General features: G+C 70.3%; 19 protein-coding genes and 1 pseudogene. 3 read left to right on the forward strand and 17 right to left on the reverse strand.

The window, feature by feature from the left end; all coding sequences use genetic code 11:
- The first annotated feature begins 57 nt into the window (after positions 1-57).
- The gene (locus AB5I40_RS04835; RefSeq protein ID WP_370937202.1) at positions 58-1134 is read left to right on the forward strand and encodes a GDSL-type esterase/lipase family protein; all 1077 of its coding nucleotides are present in this window, start codon (positions 58-60) and stop codon (positions 1132-1134) included.
- Positions 1135-1694: 560 nt separating this feature from the next.
- On the opposite strand, the gene AB5I40_RS04840 is transcribed toward AB5I40_RS04835, so the two are convergent.
- The 4 genes from AB5I40_RS04840 to AB5I40_RS04855 form a co-directional block, all read right to left on the reverse strand.
- The gene (locus AB5I40_RS04840) at positions 1695-1994 is read right to left on the reverse strand and encodes a hypothetical protein (RefSeq protein ID WP_370937203.1); all 300 of its coding nucleotides are present in this window, start codon (positions 1992-1994) and stop codon (positions 1695-1697) included.
- On the reverse strand, positions 1981-2208 hold the full coding sequence (locus AB5I40_RS04845) for a hypothetical protein (protein WP_101439894.1): 228 nt from the start codon (positions 2206-2208) through the stop codon (positions 1981-1983). The genes AB5I40_RS04840 and AB5I40_RS04845 overlap by 14 nt, the downstream gene beginning before the upstream one ends.
- 37 nt (positions 2209-2245) lie before the next feature.
- A complete protein-coding gene (locus tag AB5I40_RS04850; protein ID WP_009078207.1) occupies positions 2246-2698 on the reverse strand; it encodes an Lrp/AsnC family transcriptional regulator in 453 nt (150 codons plus the stop codon).
- 64 nt (positions 2699-2762) lie between these two features.
- A complete protein-coding gene (locus tag AB5I40_RS04855; RefSeq protein WP_370937204.1) occupies positions 2763-3905 on the reverse strand; it encodes a M24 family metallopeptidase in 1143 nt (380 codons plus the stop codon).
- Positions 3906-4125: 220 nt separating this feature from the next.
- Between AB5I40_RS04855 and AB5I40_RS04860 the strand changes: the two genes are divergently transcribed.
- Entirely contained in the window at positions 4126-5070 is a 945-nt protein-coding gene (locus AB5I40_RS04860) for a 5'-3' exonuclease H3TH domain-containing protein (RefSeq protein WP_370937205.1), read from the forward strand.
- 58 nt (positions 5071-5128) lie between these two features.
- Here the strand turns inward: AB5I40_RS04860 and AB5I40_RS04865 are convergent, their stop codons facing one another.
- The 13 genes and pseudogenes from AB5I40_RS04865 to pafA form a co-directional block, all read right to left on the reverse strand.
- The gene (locus AB5I40_RS04865; protein WP_370937206.1) at positions 5129-6346 is read right to left on the reverse strand and encodes a GNAT family N-acetyltransferase; all 1218 of its coding nucleotides are present in this window, start codon (positions 6344-6346) and stop codon (positions 5129-5131) included.
- Between the two features lie 55 nt (positions 6347-6401).
- Positions 6402-6788 carry a DUF4333 domain-containing protein gene (locus AB5I40_RS04870; protein ID WP_370937207.1) on the reverse strand — a complete coding sequence of 129 codons (387 nt, stop codon included), beginning with the start codon at positions 6786-6788 and terminating at the stop codon, positions 6402-6404.
- A gap of 37 nt (positions 6789-6825) precedes the next feature.
- On the reverse strand, positions 6826-8025 hold the full coding sequence (locus tag AB5I40_RS04875; protein ID WP_370937208.1) for a GNAT family N-acetyltransferase: 1200 nt from the start codon (positions 8023-8025) through the stop codon (positions 6826-6828).
- 51 nt (positions 8026-8076) lie between these two features.
- Complete coding sequence (locus AB5I40_RS04880) at positions 8077-8796, reverse strand: DUF4333 domain-containing protein (RefSeq protein ID WP_370937209.1); 720 nt, start codon at positions 8794-8796, stop codon at positions 8077-8079.
- 127 nt (positions 8797-8923) lie between these two features.
- A pseudogene (locus AB5I40_RS04885) lies at positions 8924-11687 on the reverse strand (DEAD/DEAH box helicase).
- A 51-nt stretch (positions 11688-11738) separates the two neighbouring features.
- On the reverse strand, positions 11739-12629 hold the full coding sequence (locus tag AB5I40_RS04890; RefSeq protein ID WP_370937210.1) for a diacylglycerol kinase family protein: 891 nt from the start codon (positions 12627-12629) through the stop codon (positions 11739-11741).
- A 2-nt stretch (positions 12630-12631) separates the two neighbouring features.
- Entirely contained in the window at positions 12632-13609 is a 978-nt protein-coding gene (gene tatC / locus AB5I40_RS04895; RefSeq protein ID WP_370937211.1) for a twin-arginine translocase subunit TatC, read from the reverse strand.
- Between the two features lie 88 nt (positions 13610-13697).
- The gene (tatA, locus tag AB5I40_RS04900) at positions 13698-14015 is read right to left on the reverse strand and encodes a Sec-independent protein translocase subunit TatA (RefSeq protein ID WP_344274211.1); all 318 of its coding nucleotides are present in this window, start codon (positions 14013-14015) and stop codon (positions 13698-13700) included.
- Positions 14016-14052: 37 nt separating this feature from the next.
- Positions 14053-14265, reverse strand: coding sequence for a bacteriophage holin (locus AB5I40_RS04905; RefSeq protein ID WP_370937212.1), 213 nt, complete (start codon positions 14263-14265; stop codon positions 14053-14055).
- Between the two features lie 9 nt (positions 14266-14274).
- Positions 14275-15255, reverse strand: coding sequence for a helix-turn-helix transcriptional regulator (locus AB5I40_RS04910; RefSeq protein WP_370937213.1), 981 nt, complete (start codon positions 15253-15255; stop codon positions 14275-14277).
- The gene (locus tag AB5I40_RS04915) at positions 15252-16244 is read right to left on the reverse strand and encodes a helix-turn-helix transcriptional regulator (RefSeq protein WP_370937214.1); all 993 of its coding nucleotides are present in this window, start codon (positions 16242-16244) and stop codon (positions 15252-15254) included. The genes AB5I40_RS04910 and AB5I40_RS04915 overlap by 4 nt, the downstream gene beginning before the upstream one ends.
- Positions 16245-16400: 156 nt before the next feature.
- Positions 16401-17438, reverse strand: coding sequence for a WD40/YVTN/BNR-like repeat-containing protein (locus tag AB5I40_RS04920; RefSeq protein ID WP_370940452.1), 1038 nt, complete (start codon positions 17436-17438; stop codon positions 16401-16403).
- A gap of 266 nt (positions 17439-17704) precedes the next feature.
- A complete protein-coding gene (pafA, locus tag AB5I40_RS04925; protein WP_344274200.1) occupies positions 17705-19063 on the reverse strand; it encodes a Pup--protein ligase in 1359 nt (452 codons plus the stop codon).
- Between the two features lie 205 nt (positions 19064-19268).
- Between pafA and AB5I40_RS04930 the strand changes: the two genes are divergently transcribed.
- Positions 19269-20708: a bifunctional phosphatase PAP2/diacylglycerol kinase family protein gene (locus AB5I40_RS04930; RefSeq protein WP_370940453.1), complete on the forward strand. Its 1440-nt coding sequence runs from the start codon at positions 19269-19271 to the stop codon at positions 20706-20708.
- The last annotated feature ends 80 nt before the right edge of the window (positions 20709-20788 follow it).

A 20788-nucleotide genomic window follows, 5' to 3' on the forward strand; every position in this document is an offset into this window, starting at 1 on the left:
CCCAGCCACCCCAGACCCTGACGGACCCTGCGGATTTCTCGCTAGACTTGGCAAGCGATGCGACGATTCCGGTGGTGGTGGGGGGCGCTGGTCCTCGCCTGCGTAGCTGTTCTCGCAGGCTTTTTCGTCTTTTTCGGCAGCGAGAGCCGCCCAGGCCAGCCCTTCCCGAGACAAGGCCCGCCCGGCCGCGGCCCGCTGACCATCGTGTCGCTGGGAGACAGCACCGTCTCCGGCGAAGGCGCCGGCGCCTACACCCCCGACACCGACGGCAAGAACGGCGACTGGTGTCACCGCTCGTCCGCCGCGTTCGTGGAAAAGGTCCGCATCCCCGGCGTCACCGCGCGGGTCAACCTGGGTTGTTCGGGTGCCCCCGCTGCCCAAGTCGCCCTGGGCGAGGCCAAACAGTGGGGCGAACGCTCCCAAGCCGCCCAATTGGCCGATGTGGTGAAGGACCACCGGGTCTCCGCCGTCGTGATCGCCGTAGGCGCGAACGACGACCCGAAGTTCTCCGCGCAGGTAAGCGAATGCTTCAAGGCTTGGTTCTCCTCCGGCGGCCCGTCCTGCAACGTCGCTTTGAAGGAAACATGGAAGTCCAAAGTGGACGCCATGGTCCCCAAGGTGGCGAACGCGGTAGGCGACGTGAAAAAGGTGTTAGCGGACGCCGGATACGTCCCCGCGGATTACCAGCTGGTCTTGCAGTCCTACGCCACTCCCGTGGGCCCGAACATCCCGCCGGATCTGCAAAGCCTCAACGGCTGCCCCTTCCGCACCGACGACCTGCAATGGATTTCGACCACCGGAATCAGCACCCTTTCCGCGGGAATCAAACAAGCAGCCACCCAATCCGGCGCAAGATTCCTGGATCTGGCCCGAGCAGGCGAAAACCACGAAGCCTGCTCCGGCGGCGCGAACCTGGCCTCAGAATGGTTCACGAGGCTCACCCTGCACCTCAACGACCTGACCCAGGTAGACCGGGCGACGCACGCACTGCAGGAATCCTTCCACCCCAACGCCGCCGGACACGCCGCGATCGCCGACTGCCTGACCGATTTCCTTACGAGTCAACAAGGAAACGCCTCCTGCCTGGCAGGCCCCGACGGCAAACTCCACGCCGTCCCCGAACCAGTCAGCTGACTCCCCCACGCGCTCAGCAGCATTCCGTGAGGGGAACCCTGAGGGAATCTGATTCCCTCAGGGTTCCCCTCACGACCTACGCGAGCCCGTTCACCACCCACGCAAGTCTGTGAGGGCCACCTTCACGGACTCTGATTCCGTCAGGGTTCCCCTCAAGACCGCCACTGTCCGTGAGGGGCCCCTTCACGGAATCAGAGTCCCTCAAGGAGCCCTTCACAGCCCACCCCACTCGCTCGCTCGCCACCGCGATGCGCCCCAATGCCACATTCGGTGCATCCCACGCACCCAATGCGGCATTCGGTGCGTCACATGCACCCAACGCCACATTGGGGCGCTAACCAGCCCCCTCGCGAACCGCAGCCGCTGCACCCACATCGAGGCAGCCACACCCCCCGCACCCCGATACGAAGCCAAAAACACGCGCGGAAAGGCTTGTCAAGGCATCTTTCCCGCCTTGACAAGCCTTTCCGCGCGTGTTCACACTCAGCTTCGGGGTGCCTAACGCACCACTCAAAAGCAATGTCGCCGCCAGGCGACGAGACGAACCCCCAAACGAGGATTCACAAATCCAACGCAGCCCTCAAAGCCACATCGATCTGCTCCTGAACATCAGAATCAACCTCCGCGATCCGCTCCGCCAACCAAGGCCGATACAACCGCGTGAGATTCAACGTAGAAACCCAATACCGAGCATCCACAGCCACCCCGAGAATATCCTGCGGATCCCGATCCAAAAGCTCAGTCCCGAGCAACCAAGGCCGCTCAGACTCATTCACCCCGTCCGACGACAGCAAGACGACAGTCCGCTGCCGAGCAGGATCAGTAGGCGGGTGGTAAGTCCAAACCTCACCCCTGCGCACGCATCTCCTTCTCCGCAGCCGCCCGCTCCGCCTCGTCCGCCTCGGCGGACGGCGTAACAGGAGCCCGCTGCGGGGTATACCCAGTCCGGACCGCCTCGCGCCGGGCCGCCTTCGACAGCCAGGACGAGACCGAAATTCCGTGCGCTTTCGCGGCCCGCTCGGCGTACTCGAGCGCACCGGTGTCGAGCGAGAGTGTCACCTTACGTGTTGCCATACCTTTTACCGTACCACTCTCACAGCGTCGACGGCTCTCACAGCGTCGGCGACCGTCCCTCGAACGGCGTGGACAGCACGACCGTCGTCCGGGTGGACACCTTCGCCGCCTCGCGGATCCGCCGGAGCAGGTCTTCGAGACCGAGCGGCGACGCGACCCGCACCAGCAGGATGTAGGACTCGTCGCCCGCCACGGAGTAGCAGGACTCGATCTCGGTGATGTGCTGGATCCGCTGCGGGTAGTCGTCGGGGGCGGCCGGGTCGTTCGGGGTGAGCGAGATCAGCGCGGTGAGCGGGAGGCCGATCTGCTCGCCGTCGAGCCGGGCGGTGTAGCCGAGGATGACGCCGCGCTGTTCGAGGCGGCGCACCCGCTGGTGCACCGCCGACACCGACAGCCCGACCCGTTCGGCGAGATCGGTGAAGCTGCGCCGCCCGTCGGCGGCCAGCTCCTGCACGATCGCCTGGTCGAGCGGTTCCAGCGGGCCGCTCATGCCGTCGCCTCCTCGAGGAGTTCCGCGCTGGTCGCCGCGGAGGCGGCGGTGCTCCGGGCTGCGCTCATGCGTCCAGCACGACCAGTTCGTGCGGCCGCGTGTTCACTGGCTCGACGCCCGAGTCGGTGACGAGCACGATGTCCTCGATCCGCGCGCCCCAGCGGCCGGGCTGGTAGATGCCCGGCTCGACGCTGAAGGCCATGCCCGCCTCGAGCGGCAGCGCGTTGCCCGCGATGATGTAGGGCTCCTCGTGCACGTCGAGACCGATGCCGTGGCCGGTGCGGTGGATGAAGTACTCGCCGAACCCGGCGGCGTCGATGACGTCGCGCGCGGCCTTGTCGATGCTCTCGGCGGTGGCGCCGGGGCGGACCGCGTCGACGGCGGCCTGCTGCGCGCGCTGCAGCACGGCGTAGGTCTCGGCGACGTCGGCGTCGCGGGGCTCGCCGATCGAGTAGGTGCGGGTGGAGTCGGAGTTGTAGCCCTCGGGCACCGGTCCGCCGATGTCGATCACGACGACGTCGCCGCGTTCGATGACGCGCTCGGACACGTCGTGGTGCGGGCTGGCGCCGTTGGGACCGGAGCCGACGATGACGAAGTCGGCGTGCGTGTGGCCCTCTTCGACGATGGCGGCGGTGATGTCCGCGCCGACCTCGGCCTCGGTGCGGCCGGCGCGCAGCCACTCGCCCATCCGCGCGTGGACGCGGTCGATCGCCGCGCCCGCCTTGCGCAGGGCGTCGATCTCGGCGGCGTCCTTGCGCATCCGCAGTTCGCGCACGATCGGGCCGGCCAGCGTCTGCTCGGCGTCGCCGAACGCGGCGCGCAGGGACAGCACGTGCAGCGCCGGGGTGAAGTCGCTGACCGCGATCCGGCCGGGCTTGCCGAGCCGGTCGGCGACGAGCCGGTAGGGGTCGTCGCCGTCGACCCAGGTGAGCACCTCGACGCCGAGTTCGTCGGTGGGCACGCCCGCGTAGCCGGGGGCCTCGAGCTTCGGCACGACGAGCGCGGGGGCGCCGTCGGCGGGGACGACGAGAGTGGTCAGCCGCTCGAAGGAACCGCCGGCCTGGCCGAGCAGGTACCGCAGGTCGGACCCGGGCGCGACGAGCAGCGCGTCGGTGTCGGCGGCGGCGGCCGCTTTCGCGGCGCGGTCGAGACGGGCGCGGAGCGCGGCGGCGTCGGGAGCGGGAGTGTTGAGGGATCGGCTCGACATGACGCCGAGCCTAGTACCGGCGTCCCGGCGCAGCCCGCCCGTCCTCCCCAACCCGGCGTGCCGCCCCGGTCATCCGGCCGAACTCCCGCGCGACGACCGCGGACGTAGTCCGTGAAGGGCTCCTTGAAGGAATCTGATTCCCGCAAGGAGCCCTTCACGGACCGGACGCGCCCGGCGCCGGTTTCGGGGCAACGCGGCCCGGACGTGGCAGGCTGTGCGGGTGACCGGACCACTCGCTCTCCTCGATTCCGCGAGCCTCTACTTCCGCTCGTTCTACGCGCTGCCCGATTCGATGACCGCGCCCGACGGGACGCCGGTCAACGCCGTGCGCGGGTTCACCGACACGATCGCGCGCATCCTGACCGACCGCCGTCCGTCGCGGCTGGTCGCCTGTCTCGACGCGGACTGGCGGCCGAAGTTCCGCACCGATCTGCTGCCGAGCTACAAGGCGCACCGGGTCGCCGAGGCCGGGGACGGCGGGGCGGACGTCGAGGAGGTGCCCGACACGCTGACCCCGCAGGTGCCGATCATCCTGGAAGTGCTGGAGGCGTTCGGGTTCGCCGTCGCGGAGGCGGCCGGATACGAGGCGGACGACGTCATCGGCGCCCTCGCGACCCGGGAGAAGGACGCTCCGGTCGAGGTGATCACCGGTGACCGCGACCTGTTCCAGTTGGTGCGCGAGGAGCCGACGCCGACGTCGGTCGTGTACGTCGGCAAGGGCTGGGCGAAGGCGGAAGTGCTGGGGCAGCGGGAAATCGCCGAGAAGTACGGCGTTCCGGTCGAACAGGCCGGGCCCGCTTACGCCGACATGGCCGCCCTGCGCGGCGACCCGTCGGACGGGCTGCCCGGGGTGGCCGGGATCGGCGAGAAGACCGCGGCGAAGCTGATCACCCAGTTCGGGTCGCTGGAGGAACTCGTCGCCGCGTCCTCGGCCGGGGATTCGCGGGTGCCGTTGAAGACCCGGCTGCGGCTCTCCGACGCCGCGGACTACCTCGCCGTCGCGCCGACGGTGGTGCGGGTCGCGGTGGACGCGCCGGTCGAGCAGTCCGGGCCGGACGCGGTGCCGACCGCGCCCGCCGATCCGGAGCGGGTGGCAGAGCTGGCCGAGCGCTGGAATTTGGGCCGTTCAGTGGAGCGGTTGCTGGCGGCGCTGCCGGGAGCCTGATCGCCGACGGCCTAGGTTCCCGAAGGTGGAACCTAGGCCGCTCAACGGAATCGCGGCTTCAGAAGTGCGTGCCGGTCCAGGGCTGCGTCCCGGTCCGGAACAGCGCGTCCACGCGGGCCAGCGTTTCCGCGCTCGCACCGGCGATCCGGCCCGACAGAGCGAGCGGACCGGCTTCCCACGCGCCGAGGTACAGCATCGCCAAGGTGTCGACGTCGAGCCGCAGATCCGCCTCGGCCTCCGTGCGCTCGACCCCGCTGCTGCTGACCCGGTAGCGGCCGCGGTTGTCCGGCAGCATCCGGTCGTTCACCTCCAGCACCACCGGTTCCGGCGAGCCGTACGTGCGCGCGGCGAGTGCTGCGGGAACGTCGATCAACCGCAGCCACAGTTCGTCGTCGAGGCCGATCGTGTGCACCCGGCGCGGGTCGACGAGCAGCAGACCCACCGGATCGTCCACCGGACGGTTGCGCGCGTGCACGACCTCGATCAGGTCGACCGACAGCAGGAACCGCCACAGCCCGGCCAGCGCTTCCGGGGTCGCCGCGTGCAGCTCGTGGACTTCGAGCGCCGCGCCGCGCTCCGGGTCGAGGTAGCTGTTCTGCGGCACGACGTGGAACACCGCGAAGCCGTCGTCGCCGTTCAGTCCAGTGTGGACAGCGACGCGGTGGTTGCCGCCGTCCGGATGGAGGTGCCAGTTGAACGCGATCGGCCACCAGAGTTCCGGGCGGGCGATCATGCCGGGGCGGTGGGTGTCGATTCGTTGGTACAGCGAGGGAATCGTCGCGATCGCCTCGTCGGTGGCGAGCAGCCGGACCCGGCCGGGGAGGTCGACGTTTTCGCGCAATGGGGCGGGTTGCTTGATCTGCAGGGTGGCCATGCGGGTCGCGACGCCGTAGCCGAAGCGGCCGTAGATCAGCGCTTCGCTCGCGTGCAGCGCGGCGACGACGTGGCCGCGCTGCACGAAGTCGTGCAGTTGCCGGTCCATCATCGCGGTGAGCACGCCGCGGCGGGTCCAGTCCGCCCGGACGCCGACGCCGTCGACCGCGCCCATCGGCACCGCGGCGCCCCCGGGGACGGTGAGCGTGGTGGCGAACGAGCTGGCGATGCCGATGGCTTCGCCGTCGTGGAACGCTCCGGTCCGGCCGTCCGCCGTCCAGGAGTCGCCGACCTTCGCCCAGCGCTCGTCCGAGGGCGGGTTTCCGTGCAGGGAACGCACCAGAAGGTTGAAGGTCTCGCGGCTTTCGGCGTCGGTGATCTGGCGTACCACGTAGTCGCTCATGACCCGATTGAACCAATGCGGCCGCCGCGCGGCCATCGGATTTACCGCCGCTGACCTACTGCGGAGGGTCGACGCGGTACTTGCCGTCCGCGCCGGTCACCGTGATGGGGACGTGTTTCGTCGCGCCCGCGATGTCCACAGTGCACTGGAACCGCGAGCCGTCGGCGACGGGCTGCCGGTCGGGGCAGGACACCGTGCCGACGTTCGTCATCTTGTAGTCGGTGGTGAGGAGCCGGGTGACGGCCGAGGCCATCACCCGGGAATCGAACACCCGCATCGCTTCCGACGAGCTGGGTGCCGACGACGACGCGACGCCCGGCTCCGCGGGGCTGTTCGGCGTGACGGTGACGGTGTGGACCGGAGGCGGGGGCGTCCCGCTGTCGCAGCCCGAGGCGGCGAGCATTCCCAAGCCGCACGACAACAGCACCGGCACGGCGCGCATGAAACCCGCTCCTCTGCGCGAAACGTCTGGTCAACGGTCAGAAGAACGTACCGCACCACACTGATTCGCGCGTGCCGAAGAGAACGTCGGCGGCCTCGGGCGCGGCCGGGTCGAGCACCTCGATCCGGCCGGTGCCGGCGAGCGCGGACGCGCGCCACGTGCCGAAGTACAGCATCGCGAGCGTGTCCGCGGAGAGCCGCAGCGCGGGTTCCGCGTCCGTGCGCGAGGCTCCGTCCGGCCCGATGCGGTAGCGGCCGTCGTTGCCGGGCAGCGACCGGTCGAATACCTCGATGACAACGGGTTCGGCCGGGCCGTAGGTGCGGGCGGCGAGCGCGGCGTGCACGTCGACCAGCCGGAGCCAGCATTCGTCGTCGGTGCTTTCGGTTTTCGCCATCCGGGGGTCGGCGAACAGCAGCGCGTGCGGTTCGTCGAGCGGGCGCATCGCGAGGACGATCTCGTCGACCAGGTCGACCGACAGCAGAAACCGCCAGAGTCCGGCGAACGCGGCCGGGTTGGCGTAGTGGAACGCCATCACGTTCAGTTTGGCGTGCTCGTTGGCGTCTTCCTCGACGTAGTAGGTCAGGAACCCGTCGTCTCCGTCGGGGCCGCGGTGCACTGCGGTCTGAAGCAGCTTCGCGCGGCGACGCAGCGATGCCTCGTACGCCGGCCAGTAGACCTCGGACCGGGTCATCGCGCCGACGCGGCCCATCGCGGTCGCGGCATACAGTTCCGGCCACTTCGGCGCGGCCTCGTCGACGCCGAGGACGGTGACCTCTCCCCCGGCCGGCACGTCCGGGCGCAGCTGCGCGCGGTGCCGGTCGACCACGACCCGTTTGGCGAGGGTCGCGACTCCGTAGCCGTAGCGGCCGTAGATCGCGCCTTCCGACGCGTACAGCAGGGAAAGCGCGGCGCCTCGTTCGGCGAGGTCCGCCAGTTGCGCGGCCTGCAGCGCGCTGAGCACGCCGCGCCGGGTCCGTCCGGCCCGGACGCCGACGCCGGTGACCGCGGCGAGCGGGAGCCGCGCGCCGCCGGGGACGACCATTTCCGCGTCGAAGGACCGGGCGGTGCCGATCAGGTCCGGTTCGAAAACGCCCCAGCTGCGCTCGGCCTGGTACGCCTTGGAGACGCGGTCCCAGTCCTCGTCGGTGCCGGGCTGGACGTGCAGTGCGGCCCGGAACAGGTCCCAGGCCCCGCGCTGCTCGTCGGGACGGAGGATGCGGACGGTGCGGTCGCTCATGCCCCGATCATCGCGGGGGCGGCCCCGGGATCGCCACTGAATTGAATCGGGTCACTTGGCGGCGGGCGGCGAGACCTCGTAGTTGCCGTCGGTGCCCTTGACGGTGATCGGCACCTGCTGGGGTTTGCCGTTGACGGTGGCGGTGCATTCGAATTTCGCGCCGTCCTCCACCTTCTGCTCGGCCGGGCAGGTGACTCCGCTGACTCCCTGGATCTTGTAGGTGTCGGTGAGCATCTTCGCGACGTCGGTCTGCATCTGGTTGTTGTTGAAGACCTGGGTCTTGAAGAAGCCGGGCGCGACGAAGCCGAGGATCGCCACGACGGCCACCACGACGACGAGCGCACCGATCCCGATGAACAGGCCCTTCTTCGACCCGCCCGAGGATTCCGGCGCGGCTCCGCCGGGCTGGCCGTAGTCGTACTGGCCGGGCTGCTGGCCGCCGTACTGCTGTTGCTGCGGTTCGCCGTACTGCTGCTGGCCATAGGGCTGTTGCGGCTGTTGCGGCTGCTGCCCGTACGGCGGCGGCTGCTGGCCCCACTGGGGTTGCTGGGGCTGCTGCTGTTGGGGGTAGCCGCCGGGCTGCTGGCCGTACTGCGGGTCTTGACCGTAGGGCTGCTGCCCGTACTGCTGGGGCGGGTACGGCTGCTGCTGCGGCCCGCTCTGCGGGTACGCGCCGCCCGGCTGCTGCCCGTATTGCGGGTCCTGGCCGTAGGGCTGTTGCCCGTACTGGGGCTGCTGCCGCGGGTCGTTGCCGCCATACGGCGTGCTCATCGTTGGCCTCCGCCTTCGTGTGTCCGCACCCGCGGGCCGGGCCGGGGGTGTCGTGCGCGATCCAACCACAGGTCTGGACCTGGCACACGTGTCCGCGCGCAGTCGCTGCGAAGGTGTGCCCAAGTGGTCATGCCGCGCCCGCGGCCACTACGCCGCGGCGCAGCGCCCGGACCGCCTGCGCAGCCGCCGAACCGACCGGGTCCTCCTTGCCGAGGACGTCGCGGATCTGGTCGAGCAGGTCGATGACCTGGCGGCACCAGCGGACGAAGTCGCCCGCGGACAGCTCCTGTCCGTTGGTCTCGGCCGCGGTGAGGACCTTCTCCAGGGATTCGCCGCGCGCCCAGCGGTAGACCGGCCACGCGAAGCCGGCGTCGGGTTCGCGGGTGCGGTCGAGGCGGTGGCGGCGTTCGTCCTCGGTGAGTTCGACCCACAGCCTGCTGGTTTCCTGCCACGCGCCGGGGACCGCGCCGCCGGGCAGCCGGGGTTCGCCCGCGGTGTCGCGGCGGGCCTCGAACACGAGCGTGGACACGACGGCGGCGAGTTCGGCCGGGCCGAGGCCGGTCCAGACGCCGTGCCGGATGCATTCGGCGGCGAGCAGGTCGGATTCGCTGTAGAGGCGGGTCAGGCGGCGGCCGTGTTCAGTGACGCGGTCCTCGCCGTCGCCGGCGCGGACGTAGCCGCGTTCGCCGAGCAGCCGCAGGATCCGGTCGAACGCGCGGGCCAGGGAGTGCGTGGTGGCCGCGACTTTGCGTTCGAGCTGTTCGGTTTCGGCGGAGAGCCGCTGGTAGCGCTCGACCCAGCGGAGGTTGGCCTCGCGTTCGGCGAGGCCGTGGCACGGGTGGGCGCGCAGGGCGCGGCGCAGCGAGGCGAGTTCGGCGTCGTCGGCGGCCGCGGTGCGGCGGCGCTGGCGTCCGGGCAGGGCGATGCCGGCGTTGCGCAGCGACGAGGCGATGTCGCGGCGGGTCTTGGGCGAGCGCAGTTCGATGTGCTTGGGCAGCTTGATCCGGCCGAGCGCTTCGACCGGGGCCGGGAAGTCGGCCACCGACAGCGGCCCGGACCAGCGGTCCTCGGTGACCACGACCGGGCGCGGTTCGCGGATCGGGTCGAGGCCGGGGTCGACGACCACGGCGAGCCCGGCGCGGCGGCCGGCCGGGACCGGGATGACGTCGCCCTTGCGCAGTTTCTCCAGCGACTGGGCGGTTTCGGCGCGGCGGGAGGAGGTGTTCTGCCGCGACAGGGTCTTCTCGCGGGCGGAGATCTGCGCGCGGAGTTCGACGTACTCGAGCATCTGCTCGAAGTCGCCGGAGATCGCGTCGGTGTAGCCCTTGAGGGCTTCCTTGTTGCGTTCGATCCGCCGCGCGGTGCCGACGACCGACCGGTCGGCCTGGAACTGCGCGAACGACTGTTCCAGCAGGTCGCGGGCGGCGTCCGCGCCGACCTGAGCGACCAGGTTGACCGCCATGTTGTAGCCGGGGCGGAACGACGAGCGCAGCGGGTACGTGCGGGTGGAGGCGAGGCCGGCGACGGCCTTCGGGTCGACGCCGGGCTGCCAGGAGACGACGGCGTGGCCTTCGATGTCGATGCCCCGGCGGCCGGCGCGGCCGGTGAGCTGGGTGTATTCGCCCGGGGTGAGGTCGACGTGGGCCTCTCCGTTGTATTTCACGAGCCGTTCGAGGACGACGGTGCGGGCGGGCATGTTGATGCCGAGCGCGAGGGTTTCGGTCGCGAACACGACCTTGACCAGGCCGCGGACGAACAGTTCCTCGACGGTTTCCTTGAACGCGGGCAGCAGCCCGGCGTGGTGGCCGGCGAAGCCGCGTTCGAGCGCCTCGCGCCATTCCCAGTAGCCGAGGACGCCGAGGTCGCCCTCGGGCAGTTCGGCGGTGCGGGCGTCGACGATCCGGCGGATCTCCTCGACCTGTTCGGGGCCGTTGAGCCGCAGGCCGGAGCGGACGCACTGGGCGACCGCGGCGTCGCAGCCGGCGCGGGAGAAGATGAACACGATCGCGGGCAGCAGCCCGGCGTGGTCGAGCCGTTCCACGGTGTCCACGCGCGACGGGGGCCGGAACCTGGGCCCGCGCGGCGGGGCTCGCGGCGGCCGCCGCGAGGTCGCGGAAGTTGGGCGCGAACCGGCCCATGTCGTCGGTTTTGCGCAGCAGCGTGGGGTTGATCCGCAGCTGCTCCCCCGGGTCGGCCTCGTTCTGGCCGGCGAACAGGTCGAGCAGCTGGTTGCCGACGAGCATGTGCTGCCACAGCGGGACCGGGCGGTGCTCGTCGACGACGACGGTGGTGTCGCCGCGGACCTCGACGAGCCATTCGCCGAATTCCTCGGCGTTGCTGACGGTGGCGGACAGGCCGACGACGCGGACGTGTTCGGGCAGGTGGAGGATCACTTCCTCCCAGACCGCGCCACGGAAGCGGTCGGCGAGGTAGTGGACCTCGTCCATGACGACGTAGCCGAGTTCGGGGATCGAGGAGCTGCCCGCGTAGAGCATGTTGCGCAGCACCTCGGTGGTCATGACGACCACCTGGGCGTTGCCGTTGATCGAGGTGTCGCCGGTGAGCAGGCCGACGGCGTCGTTGCCGTAGCGCTCGACGAGGTCGGCGTACTTCTGGTTCGACAGGGCCTTGATCGGCGTGGTGTAGAAGCATTTGCGGCCCTCGGCGAGGGCGAGGTGGACGGCGAACTCGCCGACCACGGTCTTGCCGGCTCCGGTGGGGGCGCAGACCAGGACGCCGTGGCCCTCTTCGAGCGCTTCGCAGCCGCGGATCTGGAAATCGTCGAATTCGAAGGCCGATTCGGCGGAAAACCGGGTCAGCTGGGGGTGCTTGGCGCGGCGACGGGAGGCAGCGTAGGCCTCGGCCGGCGATGGTGAAGGGCTAGTGGCCACCCGGTCAGGGTTTCATATGCCACCGACATTCCGCACGCGGCGTGCCGCCGGTCACGGCGCGGGGGCGACGACCGTGAGCGCGGAGGGCACGCAGACCGCTTCGACCGGTGTCTGGCCTTGGTCTTCGCCGTCGGCGTAGACGGGCCAGCCGGGTGCTTCTACGCGGAGGGTGCGGGTGCGGAAGGTTTCGACGCTGGGCTTGTGCACGTGTTCGCCGGTGCGCAGCTGCGGGAGCATCCGCAGGAGGCGGGCGCGGCCGGGGGCTCCGATGACGGTGACGTCGAAGAGCCCGTCGTCGGGGGTGGCGTCGGGGCAGATCGGGATGCCGCCGCCGTAGTACGGGGTGTTGCCGACGGCGATGAGGCTCGTGTCGCCGGAGAGGACGCCGTGGTCGGTGTGCACGACGATCGGGCTGGGCCGGAACGCGGCGAGTTCGGCGAGGATGGCCAGGTCGTAGCGGCGGGGGCCGGCGGGCCAGCGCATCGCGTTCGCGCGGGCGTTGACGGCGGCGTCGAATCCGGCGCAGAGCACGGTGGAGAACCAGGTGCCGCCGGCGCGGCCGAGGTCGACGCGGCGGCGGTGCCCGGCCTGCAAAGCCCTGGCGAGGGCGTCGGTGGCGGCGCGCGGGTCGGCGGGGATGCCGAGGGCGCGGGCGAAGTCGTTGCCGGTGCCGGAGGGGACGAGGCCGAGCGCGACGCCGTGGTCGGCGCAGAACTGGACGCCTTGGTGGGCCGCGCCGTCGCCGCCGAGGACGATCAGCACGTCGAGGCCTTCGGCGTGCGAGGACCGCATCAGCGCGCGGGAATCCTCGACGCTGGTGGCGGTGAGGAGGTCGAGCCGGTCGACGGCGGGCCGGAGCCGTGCCGCGACCGCTTCGGCGATGCGGGCGGCCGCGCCGCGCCCGGAGGCCGGGTGCACTGCCAGTGCTGCGTTCAGGCCCACGGTCAGGTGATGTCGTCGGTCGAGTTCGAGCGGCCGGTCGACGGGCTCTGCGCGGTGGGCTCTTCGCCGTCGGCGGTGCTCGGGGTGTAGTTGAACGGCGCGGCCTCGTCGTCGGCGAGCTGGTCCCAGCCCTCGTCGTGGCGGCCGCGGTCGAGCTTGCGGTCGTGGAAGCGGGCGATCTGGATCGACAGCTCGAACAGCAGGGTGAGCGCGCCGGCGAGGCCGAGCATCGAGAACGGGTCCGAGCCGGGGGTGGCGAACGCGGCGAACACGAACAGCGCGAACACGAGGCCGCGGCGCCACCGCTTGAGCTGCTGGTACTTGAGCACGCCGACGCGGTTGAGCATCACCACGAGCAGCGGGAGCTCGAAACTGACGCCGAAGATCACCAGCAGCGACAGGATGAAGGAGATGTACTTGTCCGCGGTGAGCGCGGTGACGAACTGGTCCTGGCCGAAGCCGGCGAGCAGCGCCAGTGCGTGCGGGACGAGCAGGTAGGCCAGCACCGCGCCGGCGGCGAAGAGCACCGAGGCGAAGCTGACGAAGATCATCGCGTAGCGGCGCTCTTTGGCGTAGAGGCCGGGGGCGATGAACGCCCAGATCTGGTAGAGCCAGGCGGGCGAGAGCAGGACCGCGCCCGCCGCGACGCCGACCTTGAGGCGGATCATGAACGCTTCGAACGGAACGGTCTGCAGCAGGCGGCAGCCGGGCTGGTCGCCGGCGAAGCGCTGCGAGGCCGGGATGGCGCAGTACGGGTGCGTCATGATGTCGCCGAGCGACGGGATCGGGCCGAGCCGCTGCTCGAACCAGATGAACCCGAAGATCGCGCCGACGACGATGAAGACGACCGCCCAGCCGAGGCGGCGGCGGAACTCGTAGATGTGCTCGATGAGCGTCATCGTGCCGTCGGGGTTTTTCCGACGGCTGCGCCGGCTCCGCTTGCTGGACCGGCTTCCGTTGCCGTTGGCGGCTTCCGCCACTGGTCGTTCCGTTCTCGTCAGAGCCCGCCGCGGCGCGCCGGACCGGCGCGCCGCCGTGGACCGGGGACCGGGTGGTGCGCGCGGAGGGTCAGCTCGCGTTCTTCTGCGGCTGGTCGGCCGGGGCGGCCGCCTGCTGCTTCTTCAGTTCGTCGAGCTGGCGCTGGAGGTCGGCGACCTGCTTGTCCTGCGCGGTCTGCGCGGGCGCGGGGGCGGCGATGTGCCGGGTGTCGGCGGATTCGGCCTCGGCTTCGGCCTTCTGCTCGCCGGTCAGGTCCTTGGTCTCGGCCTTGAAGATCTTCATGGACTTGCCGATGGACCGGGCCGCGTCCGGGAGCCGCTTCGCTCCGAACAGCAGAACCACCACGAGCACCAGAACGATGATGTGCCACGGCTGCAGCGCGTTCATGGTCGTCTGCCCTCCTTGTCTGGGGTCTGTGCTGATGTTACTTGTTGCCGGCCGCCGGGCGGCGTTCGGCCACGGCCACACGGAGTGCCGCGGACCGGGCCCGGACGAGTCCGGTCCGGTCGTGGGTGTCCGCACTTACCATGCTCATGGTGCGGCGGAAGCGGCGCAAGACTCCGGCGGTCCGTACCAGCAGCAGGGCCAGGACGAGCAGGCCGGCCGCGAGCAGCACATAGACGGGCAGGTACGGCACCAAACCACCTTATCGGTCGGAGATGGACGAGAGATGACGGGCACGCGCCACGGCGTCGGCCGCTCGGCGACCGACTGCCTCGGCGAGTGTGGCGGGGCTCTCCACCTGGGCTTCCCCGCCGAGGCTGAGCACGAGCCGGACCATCCAGGGCTCGTCGCTGTAGCGCATCGCGATGCGCAGGCACCCGCCGTCGAGTTCGTCGAGTTCCTCGCAGGGGTAGTACTCGGCGACCCAGCGGGCGTCGGGGTCCAGGACCAGATGGGCGACCCGCTGATCGGGACGGGCGGAGAAGACGCCGTCGGACAGGTCGGTGGGCCGCGCGTGGGCGGGCGGAGCTGCGGGTTCGTCCAATACGGTGAGCGCGTCCACCCGGTCGAGGCGGAACAACCGGACGCCTTCGACGCGCCGGCACCACGCTTCGAGATAGCCGACGCCTTGGACGATGACGAGCCGCATCGGGTCGACGGTGCGTTCGGTGATCTGGTCGCGCGAGGCGGTGTAGTAGCGCATCCGCAGCGCGCGGCCGTCTTGCAGCGCGCCGGCCACGGTCTCGCGGGTGCGGGCGGCACGGGCTCCTTCGCGCACTCCTCCCCCGACGACGACTCCGGCCGGGCGGGCTTGGCCGGCGGCGTCCTCGATTTTGGCGATGGCGCGGCGGACCGCGTCGCCGTCGGCCACGCCCGGGGTTTCGGCGAGCGCGCGCAGCGCGACCAGCATCGCGGTGGCCTCGCCGCCGGTGAGGCGCAGCGGGCGGCTCATCCCGGCGTCGTGGGTGACGACGATGGTGTCGCCTTCGAAGGACAGGTCGATGAGGTCGCCGGGCCCGTAGCCGGGCAGGCCGCACATCCAGAGCAGTTCGAGGTCTTTGCGCAGCTGGCGCGGGGTGACGTCGAAGTCCTGGGCGGCCTCGTCGATCCGGATGCCCGGGCGGGCCAGCAGGTACGGCACGAGCGCGAGCAGTCTCGGCATCCGTTCGCCGGAAGCGCTCATCGCACGCTCCCCTGTCCCGTGCGGGCGAGCACGGCTTCATGCCGGTGCTGGACGGACTTGGCCAGCACGTCCGGTTCGAGGACGAGCACGTCCGGCCCCTGCGCGGCGATCCAGTCGGCGGCCGATTCCGGGAAGTACAGCCCGATCTCGATCACGTCGCCTTCCTCGCCCGCGACGATCTCGCGCCCCACCACGTCCCCGCGACGGCGCACCCCCGCGGCCCGCCCGTCCGCGATCCACAACCGCGCAGTCGTCACGGGAGCAGGATCCTCACTGCCACCCGTCACCGAGACCAGCTGCATCAAATTGACACCCTCGGGCCTGCTGACCGCACCCGGTTTCCCGATCGGGACAACCTTCCCCGTGACGCGGGAGAGCCGAAAACACCGAGTCGCGTCGCGATCCCGGTCATGCCCGACGACATACCAACGAGCCCGCCACGACACCACGCCCCACGGCTCGAGCGTGCGAATCCGCCGCTCCGGCGACCCGCTGCGCCGATACTCGAACCGAACCGCCTGCCCAGCCTGCACAGCGGCGAGCATGGGCGCGAACGCCGGCTCCGCCCGCACCCGAGGCTCGATCACGGTCGGCGCCTGGTCGTCGACCTCAACCCCAGCCGCCCGCAGCTTCACCAGCGCCCCTTGAGCCTGCCCGGTCAGCTCCGGCGAATCCCAAAGCCGAACCGCCAGCCCCACCGCCGCGGCCTCGTCCGGCGCAAGGTCGATCTCGCCGAGCTCGTAGTCGCGCCGAGCGATCCGATACCCCTCGACCGGGTCGAAGACGGAGTTGCGTCCCGTCTCGAGCGGAATCCCCAGCTCCCGCAACTCGGTCTTGTCCCGCTCGAACGTGCGAAAAAAGGCGTCGTCACTGGCCGCCTCGGCGTACCCAGGAACGAGCCCGCGGATCCGCTCCGCGGTGAGGTACTGCCGGGTGGAGAGCAGGGCCAGCACAAGGTTGACCAGCCGTTCGGCGCGTGCGGTGGACACCAGACGACTCTAGCTCTCCCGGCCGCGGCAGATCGCGAGGTCCGCCCCGCGCGCGTCGCACCTGGTCAGCCCAGGTGGCCGCGAACGGCCCCTCCGCCCCCACTCAGTCACCCACCGCCGTTCCAGACGGCCCACTGCCCCGGATCGGGTTCCCCCTTACGAACCCAGCTTCGCCACCCGCCCCTTGACCCCACTGGCCCAACACGCGCCGAACCACGTGCAATCAACAGTGTCGAAACTGCCCGTATCGAACGAGACCCAATGCCGTCCCCCGTCGCGGCTGAGATCGCTCCCACCAGGTCCCACAGCGAGCACCGTCCCACCGCGCCAAGCGAGCCCAGACCGATACCCAGCAGGATGTTCCGGCGGCGTACGCCAGGTGCGGCCGCGATCGTGGCTCAACGCAACAGCCGGTCCAGGCGCAGTCGGATTGGCATAGTCCCCACCAATCGCGACCCCCTGCCAAGGCGTACGAAACGCAACCGCGAACACCCCAGCCGACGCACTGCTGGGCAACGGCGTCACAGACGCAGCCCAGTGCCGCCCACCATCACCAGAGTGCAAAACCCGAGCATGCGCCCCACCACCAGTAGCAAGCCACGCGTCAAACGGCCCCGACGTAGTGATGCACTGGCCGCTAGCCGCGAACCCGGCCTCTCCAGGCTCCGCAGGCGGAAACGCATCATCCGGAACCTGCCGCCAACTGCGCCCACCGTCAAAGGTGGCCTGCACGCGGAACTTCTCGTTGACCGGATCGCTCATCGCAAGCCCGCGCCAAGGATCAAAGAAGGCCAAGCAGTCGTAGAACGCAGCAGAATCGGGATTGCTGAACGTCTGCCGCCAGCTCTTCCCGCCATCGTCGGTGCGATAGACCCGGGAATCCGCCCCCGGCCCGATCGACAGCACGACGGCATGGTCAGCGTCAAACGCCTCAATGTCGCGAAACTCGAGCTTCCCAGTACCCGGCGGCCCAACCGACAGCCAACTGCTCCCGCCGTCAGCCGTCCGCAGCACGGTGCCCTGGGTGCCGCTGACCCAGGCAACCCGCTCACTAACCGCAGACAACCCACGAAACTGCGCAGTGGTACCCGTAGCCAGAAGCCGCCACGACGGCAACGAGGACGCCGCAGCAACCCCACCCAACGCCACCGACAACACCGCTATGAGAACCAGGACCCTCCGGAACGCACGCATGCGCAGATCCTGCCGCACCACCCCGACAACTTTCGTCGGTTCTCTCCCCACGCGACAACGACTTCCGCAACCACGGCCCAGCCCCGACCGCTCACTTGACCAGCACGCGGGATCGCGCCGGCGTTTGGGGGCTGCCCGGCGTGACAGGCCGAAGGCCCCTCACGCCGGGCAGCCCCCAAACGCCGGCATAAAAGCGATCCCGCCCGCGACGACGAAGTCGGCGCCAAAAAACACAGCTGGTGAGCTAGTCACCCAACCCAGCCACCCTAAAGCGACCCGATGAGACGCTCGACCCGCTCATCAACAGACCTGAACGGGTCCTTGCACAACACAGTCCTCTGCGCCTGATCATTCAACTTCAAATGCACCCAGTCGACCGTAAAGTCCCGCCCAGCAGCCTGCGCCGCCGCAATAAAGTCCCCGCGCAACTTAGCCCGAGTCGTCTGCGGCGGCGTATCCTTCGCAGCCTCAATCTCCCCGTCATCAGTAACCCGCCGCACGAGCCCCTTCCGCTGCAGCAGGTCAAAAATCCCCCGCCCGCGCCGAATGTCGTGATACGCGAGATCCAACTGCGCAACCCGCGGACTGGACAGATCAAGATCATGCTTAGCCCGATACCGCTCCACCAACCGATGCTTGATAGCCCAGTCGATCTCGGTATCGATCTTGCTGAAGTCCTGCTCCTCCACAGCCTCCAGCGCCCGCCCCCACAACTCCACAACCCGCTCATTCGCGGCCGTAGACCCGTTCTCCTTCAAATGCTGCACAGCCCGAGCGTGATACTCCCGCTGAATATCCAGCGCCGACGCCTCACGCCCACCAGCCAACCGAACCTGCCGCCGCCCGGTCAGATCGTGACTGATCTCCCGGATAGCCCGAATCGGGTTGTCCAGCGTGAAGTCCCGGAACTGCACCCCCGCCTCGATCATCTCGAGCACCAGGTGCGCCGACCCGACCTTCAGCATCGTCGTCGGCTCGGCCATGTTGGAGTCGCCGACGATGACGTGCAGGCGCCGGTAGCGCTCGGCGTCGGCGTGGGGTTCGTCGCGGGTGTTGATGATCGGCCGGGACCGGGTGGTGGCGCTGGAGACGCCTTCCCAGATGTGCTCGGCGCGCTGGGAGAGGCAGTACACGGCGCCGCGCGGGGTCTGCAGGACCTTGCCCGCGCCGCAGATGAGCTGGCGGGTGACGAGGAAGGGCAGCAGGACGTCGGCGATCCGGGAGAATTCGCCTGCCCGGGTGACCAGGTAGTTCTCGTGGCAGCCGTAGGAGTTGCCCGCGGAGTCGGTGTTGTTCTTGAACAGGAAGATGTCGCCGCCGATGCCCTCGTCGGCGAGCCTGCGCTCGGCGTCCACGAGGAGGTCCTCGAGGATCCGCTCGCCTGCTTTGTCGTGCGTGACGAGCTGGGTCAGGTCGTCGCACTCGGCTGTCGCGTATTCAGGATGCGAGCCCACGTCGAGGTAGAGCCTGGAGCCGTTGGACAGGAACACGTTGGACGAGCGTCCCCACGAGACGACCCGCCGGAAGAGATAGCGCGCGACCTCGTCGGGCGAGAGCCTGCGCTGGCCGTGAAAGGTGCACGTGACCCCGAACTCGGTCTCGATGCCAAAGATCCGCCGCTGCATCCCACCAGAGTAGGCGCTGGACCCCCGCGGAAGGTGCGCCGTTCGGGCGGCGACACGCGGTCGGTACGTTGCAAGTGGTGACAATGCGGCGGAAACCGGTCGCCGGGGCCGGTGGCGGGCCCGGCGCGGCCAGCGGAGGTGGACGAGAGTGTTCCAGCAGGTCGGCCGGGCATTCCGGCAGGTGGGGCGGCGGGATCGGGCGCTGATGCGGCGCAGTGCGGCACTGCCGCGCACGCGCGCCGACGACGTGGTGACCGCGTTGTCCCGAAGTGCGGACAAATCGCGGCTCTGGTGGGGCGTGGCGGCCGTGCTGGCGGTGCGGAAGGGCCCGGCGCGCCGCGGCGCGCTGCGCGGGATCGCCGCCATCGCGGGGGCGAGCGCCGCGGCGAATCTGGTCGCGAAGCCGTTGTTCCCGCGGCGGCGTCCGGCCGAGGAAGAGGTTCCCGGGCACCGTCAGCTGCGGAAACGGCCGACGTCGTCGTCGTTCCCGTCCGGGCATTCGGCTTCGGCGGCCGCGTTCGCGACCGCGGTGGCGATGGAGTCGCCGCGTGCCGGGCTCGCGCTGTTCCCGCTCGCCAGCGCGGTCGCGTACTCGCGGATCCACACCGGGGTGCACTGGCCGAGCGACGTCGCGGCGGGGCTGGCGATCGGGACCGGGGTCGCGGTGCTGACCCGGCATTGGTGGCCGCTGCACCCGGACGCGCGCGCCCGCACCGCCCATTCGGCGCAAGCGCCGGAGATGCGCGACGGCGAGGACATGCTGGCGCTGGTGAACCCGCATTCGGGCGTCGACGGCCAGGACCCGACCGAGGACGTCCGCTACGCCTGGCCGAAGGCGTCGCTGATTTACCCGGACCCGTCGCGGGATCTGCGCGAGCAGCTCGCCGCCGAGATCGAAGCGCACGGTTCGGTCCGCGCGCTCGGCGTGGCGGGCGGGGACGGCACGGTCGCGGCGGTGGCGTCGGTCGCGGCCGAACGCGGGCTGCCGCTGGCGCTGATCCCGGCCGGGACGCTCAACCACTTCGCCCGCGACATCGGGGTCCGCTCGATGCCGGACGCGGACGAGGCGACCGAGGGCGGGCACGCGGTCGGCATCGATCTGGCCGAGGTCGAGATCGACGGGACCGGCGAGCCCGAGCACCGCTGGTTCGTCAACACCGCCAGCCTCGGCGGGTACCCGGAAATGGTGCGGCTGCGGGAGAAGCTGCAGTCCCGGTTCCCGAAGTGGCCGTCCGCGGCGATCGCGCTGGTGCGCGTCATGCGGCACGCGAAACCGCTGCGGGTGCAGCTGAACGGGAAGCCGACGCAGGTGTGGCTGATCTTCGTCGGCAACGGCACGTACGCGCCGAAGGGGTTCGCGCCGTCGCGGCGCCCGGCGCTCGACACCGGCCTGCTCGACGTCCGGTACGTGCGGGCGGACGTGCGCTGGTCGCGGCTGCGGTTCGTGGCCGCGAGCCTCACCAACAGCCTGCACGCGAGCCACGTCTACCGGCAGCGGGATCTGCCGGAGCTGCACGTCCGGCTGCTCGACGGGAACCGCCGGGTCGCCACGGACGGCGAGGTCGGGCCGCTCGGGCGGGAGTTCCGGTTCCGGTCGCGGCCGAGCGCGCTGACCGTCTACCGCAACCCGGACAGCGCTTCCTGACGGCCTTCGCGTGACGGTCGGCCCCGTTTTGCCCTAAGGTCCCTCCGGACGCGGTCGGCCGGGCACCGAGTTCTTCACCA

Origin of the sequence: Amycolatopsis sp. cg13, from assembly GCF_041346965.1 — a bacterium.
Classification (GTDB): domain Bacteria; phylum Actinomycetota; class Actinomycetes; order Mycobacteriales; family Pseudonocardiaceae; genus Amycolatopsis.

Bases quoted from the DNA above. Each gene is read 5' to 3' on its own strand.
- AB5I40_RS04880 (WP_370937209.1), bottom strand. From the start codon at position 8,796: ATGAGCACGCCGTATGGCGGCAACGACCCGCGGCAGCAGCCCCAGTAC.
- pafA (WP_344274200.1), bottom strand. From the start codon at position 19,063: ATGCAGCGGCGGATCTTTGGCATCGAGACCGAGTTCGGGGTCACGTGC.
- AB5I40_RS04850 (WP_009078207.1), bottom strand. From the start codon at position 2,698: ATGAGCGGCCCGCTGGAACCGCTCGACCAGGCGATCGTGCAGGAGCTG.
- AB5I40_RS04835 (WP_370937202.1), top strand. From the start codon at position 58: ATGCGACGATTCCGGTGGTGGTGGGGGGCGCTGGTCCTCGCCTGCGTA.
- AB5I40_RS04870 (WP_370937207.1), bottom strand. From the start codon at position 6,788: ATGCGCGCCGTGCCGGTGCTGTTGTCGTGCGGCTTGGGAATGCTCGCC.
- tatA (WP_344274211.1), bottom strand. From the start codon at position 14,015: ATGAACGCGCTGCAGCCGTGGCACATCATCGTTCTGGTGCTCGTGGTG.
- AB5I40_RS04920 (WP_370940452.1), bottom strand. From the start codon at position 17,438: ATGCGTGCGTTCCGGAGGGTCCTGGTTCTCATAGCGGTGTTGTCGGTG.
- AB5I40_RS04910 (WP_370937213.1), bottom strand. From the start codon at position 15,255: ATGAGCGCTTCCGGCGAACGGATGCCGAGACTGCTCGCGCTCGTGCCG.
- AB5I40_RS04865 (WP_370937206.1), bottom strand. From the start codon at position 6,346: ATGAGCGACTACGTGGTACGCCAGATCACCGACGCCGAAAGCCGCGAG.
- AB5I40_RS04875 (WP_370937208.1), bottom strand. From the start codon at position 8,025: ATGAGCGACCGCACCGTCCGCATCCTCCGTCCCGACGAGCAGCGCGGG.
- AB5I40_RS04855 (WP_370937204.1), bottom strand. From the start codon at position 3,905: ATGTCGAGCCGATCCCTCAACACTCCCGCTCCCGACGCCGCCGCGCTC.
- AB5I40_RS04930 (WP_370940453.1), top strand. From the start codon at position 19,269: ATGCGGCGCAGTGCGGCACTGCCGCGCACGCGCGCCGACGACGTGGTG.
- AB5I40_RS04845 (WP_101439894.1), bottom strand. From the start codon at position 2,208: ATGGCAACACGTAAGGTGACACTCTCGCTCGACACCGGTGCGCTCGAG.